Source organism: bacterium, from assembly GCA_040753555.1.
In the GTDB taxonomy this organism is placed as follows: domain Bacteria; phylum UBA9089; class UBA9088; order UBA9088; family UBA9088; genus JBFLYE01.
In genome coordinates, this window is sequence record JBFMDZ010000215.1 from 1 (window position 1) to 3,409 (window position 3,409).

Consider the following 3,409-nt stretch of genomic DNA (forward strand, 5'->3'; position numbering starts at 1 on the left):
ATTAAAACAGAAGTTATTGGAGTATATTGAATATTACAACAAAAAAGCAAAACCATTTGCATGGACATATGCAGGAAAACCTTGTAAAATATAACATACCTTATTTAAGGGACAGCACACTAGATATAGCAAGGGAGATAGATAATCACTTTGCTAAAAAACCTATCAATAAGTTTGTCCTATTAGTTGCTATTGTAGGCTTCTTTTTAGATGTCTATCCTATATTTTTAGGGGATGATGTTGTAATAAATAGCCTTAAGGCATTGGGTAGAGCAATTCCCATAGAGGCAGCCAATAGACTTGGTGAGCTAGTGCCAAAACTCTTATTAAAACCCGAAACCTTTCAAGCAGGCAAAAAACTACTTGACTTTCTATGTAAAGACCAGAATATAGCCACAAGGTTACTTAAAAATACAAACGATGCAGAGAAATTATGCGAGTTCTTTGCTAAATATGGCGATGAGGCAAGGACATTGTTTAAAAATATCTCCAAAAAATATGGAGATGATATTACTGAGAGAATTTGGCATAATCCTGCCTATGCTGATGATGCTGTTAAAAAAGCCATATTTAAGGATTTGGATACAATTAGTAATGTGAATGGAGCAGGAAAATTGGCAGATGACATTTCAACCTGCAATAATTTAGGGAAAGCATTTGAGGCAGAGGTGGCGGCAAAAAATGTGAGTAATGTGGCAGAGGTATCAAAGCCACTCAAAACTACTTCTGGCTCAACTGATATTGATGTCTTTCTTGAAGATGGAACAATCATTGAAGCAAAAAGGTTCGATTTTTCTAAATATCCTCCAGGTTCTTCAGAATACAATGACTTAAAAGCAGATTTAGGAAGAAAGATAAAAATTTGGTATGAACATTCAGCTACTTGTAATAAAAAAGTGGTATTTAAAGGAAGTGTAGAAGATGGGATAAAAACATGGCTTGAAGAAGTAAAGAAAGTAGTAGTGGAGGTGATACCGTAATGGGAGATGTTTATCGTACCACCTTTTACTTTAATCAGCCTTTTAAGCTAAACTTCGACTTTCTGAAAGATGTAATTTTCAAACTGGAAAGAAAAGGCATTTCTTATATGCCAGTGGAAGAAAATAAATATTTGGGATATTGGAGCTATTTACGAGAAGACTGGTTTGAATGTGATAATATTGATGAAATTTTGAATATACTGTGTCAAGAAAAAGGAGGAAGAATTGGTTTATGGTGGGATAAGCGAGATATTTGTCTTTCAATCCATTCTGATGAAATGAAACAACCAGAATTTGTTAATTACCTTAATATTTCTGTTGATCAAGTTTATTTTCGTGGATTAGAAGGAAATGAAATGGCGATTCAGCTAATAGAGATAAATAAATATCTATATAATTTCTTGGATTTTTTCTACGGATATGGAGAATATGGCATTGGAATGGTAGGAGGACCTCCAGCTACACGCTATGCCGATGCCAAATTGGGTAGTATAAAAACTATCTATTGGACTAATTTTTTTGGTCCCCAATTAGTAGAAAAATTCGGCAAAGAAAAACTTTTGTCTTCTCCCTCATATATAACCGAAGAATTAGCAGATGGAGGGATAATGCTTGTTAGGAGCCCAAATCCATTTACCATAGATGAGCCTTGCATTAAAGCAGAAACAATTGAGAAACATTTGGGGATAAAAAGATGAAAAAAGAGAGGGTTATAAGGAGAATTTTATTATGGAAATGCTGACTTTTTTAAGTTTCTGGAGGTTAATAGTCTTTCAGCCAAAGAAATTTTTTAGGGAATATTTCCGGGAGGAATTTTCACCATATTTTTGGTTTACACTCATAATCTATGGAGTGGCTGATGAAATTAATAGAATTGACCAGCAATTTGTAAAATGGGATTTGAAAAATAAATTGGATCAAGTTGAGTTTTTGAATAATTGGTTTATCTATTGGACATTCGCCATAATTATAGGATTGATAATAGGTTATTGTTTTTATAGATTAGGCGGTTGGTTTTTTAATCTACGGGTAAAATGGTCGAAAGGAGTAGCGAATATCAAAACAGCAAGATTCATTAATCTTTACTCATGTTTCCTCCCATGTTTTATTACTGTTTTTGTATCAATTATAGAGACTTTGAGCAGTCCAAAGCCTTATATTCCTGATGAGCCATTGTTGCCTATGAAAGACCTATTATTAGCTATAATTAGCATAGTTGCAAGCTATTATTCTATTTATGTAGGTTATCAAGGAGTAACGATTGTAATGAAACCAGAAAAATGGAGATGCCGAATATGGTTTCTAATTTTGCCAGCACTGTTTTTTTCTTTGGTAGGAATTGGAGCAATCGTCGCTTTGTGTGCAATTTTCCATATGAAAGGGTAATAAGTATGGATAGGAATTATAATGTTAAAGGAGAAATCATAACATGTTAAGATTGAAGCAAATATTTTTAGCAATATTTACCTTGTTGTTTCAAGTTAAGGGTTATAGCCTTGACCTCAACAACCCCTATGGCATTGCCACAAATGGTAATTATCTCTACATTGCTGATACAGGTAATTGTCGGATTGTCCGATGTAATCTTGATGGCTCAAATCCCTTAGTCTACGGTGATGTAGGTAAGGGAGAGGGTAAGTTTATGCAACCCCAAGGGATTGGGGTTACCCCACAGGGGGATATTTATGTTGTTGATACAGGAAATCATAGAATACAAAAGCTTAAGGATAATGGAACAAGCATTAGCTTTGTAAAGACAATTGGCTCGGAAGGGAATGGAGTAGGCCAATTCTTCCTTCCAAGGGATATTGCTATAGATTTTAGAAATGGATATTTTCTTATCTGTGATTCATTTAACCAGAGAATTTCCAAATTTTCTCTTGATGGCAATCCAATAAACTCATTCTCAGGCTCTAATTCCTTTGGCCAATGGGGAACCCAGACAGGCAAGCTATGGCATCCCTATGGGATTGATATAGATAATCAAGGCAATATCTATGTTGCTGATACATATAATCATCGGATTCAGAAGTTTAGCCCTGATGGAAATTATCTTTTAAGCTTTGGAGCAAGAGGCCAGGAAGATGGTCAGTTTGCTATGCCACAAGATGTAGTAGTTGATTCTGAAGGCTATATTTTAGCCATTGATACAGAAAACCACAGGGTTTGTAAGTTTTCTCCAAATGGGATATATATGGAATCTTATGGCAGGTATAGCCTCGGTAAAGGTGGACTTTTACAGCCACAAAAAGGGGTAATTGCCCAAGATAATAAGTTGTATGTCATTGACTCAACAGGGTGCAAATTTGAAGCCTTTAATATTGGGACATACATCACCTTTGTCTCTTGCTTGCCTTCCATATTTTCTCCCAACAATGATGGAGCGTTTGATAATGCCACAATCAGCTACACCATACCCGAACAAGCAA

4 protein-coding genes are annotated in these 3,409 nt (G+C 35.2%); all 4 read left to right on the forward strand.

Annotation, left to right across the window (positions count from 1 at the left end; translation table 11 throughout):
* The first annotated feature begins 68 nt into the window (after window positions 1–68).
* On the forward strand, window positions 69–980 hold the full coding sequence (locus tag AB1630_11490) for a hypothetical protein (GenBank protein ID MEW6104416.1): 912 nt from the start codon (window positions 69–71) through the stop codon (window positions 978–980).
* A gap of 107 nt (window positions 981–1,087) precedes the next feature.
* A complete protein-coding gene (locus AB1630_11495) occupies window positions 1,088–1,678 on the forward strand; it encodes a hypothetical protein (GenBank protein ID MEW6104417.1) in 591 nt (196 codons plus the stop codon).
* 31 nt (window positions 1,679–1,709) lie between these two features.
* Window positions 1,710–2,366: a YIP1 family protein gene (locus AB1630_11500; protein ID MEW6104418.1), complete on the forward strand. Its 657-nt coding sequence runs from the start codon at window positions 1,710–1,712 to the stop codon at window positions 2,364–2,366.
* Between the two features lie 52 nt (window positions 2,367–2,418).
* A partial coding sequence (locus AB1630_11505; protein MEW6104419.1) for an NHL repeat-containing protein occupies window positions 2,419–3,409 on the forward strand: 991 nt, incomplete at its 3' end.

Bases quoted from the DNA above. Each gene is read 5' to 3' on its own strand.
- AB1630_11490 (MEW6104416.1), top strand. From the start codon at position 69: ATGCAGGAAAACCTTGTAAAATATAACATACCTTATTTAAGGGACAGC.
- AB1630_11495 (MEW6104417.1), top strand. From the start codon at position 1,088: ATGCCAGTGGAAGAAAATAAATATTTGGGATATTGGAGCTATTTACGA.
- AB1630_11500 (MEW6104418.1), top strand. From the start codon at position 1,710: ATGGAAATGCTGACTTTTTTAAGTTTCTGGAGGTTAATAGTCTTTCAG.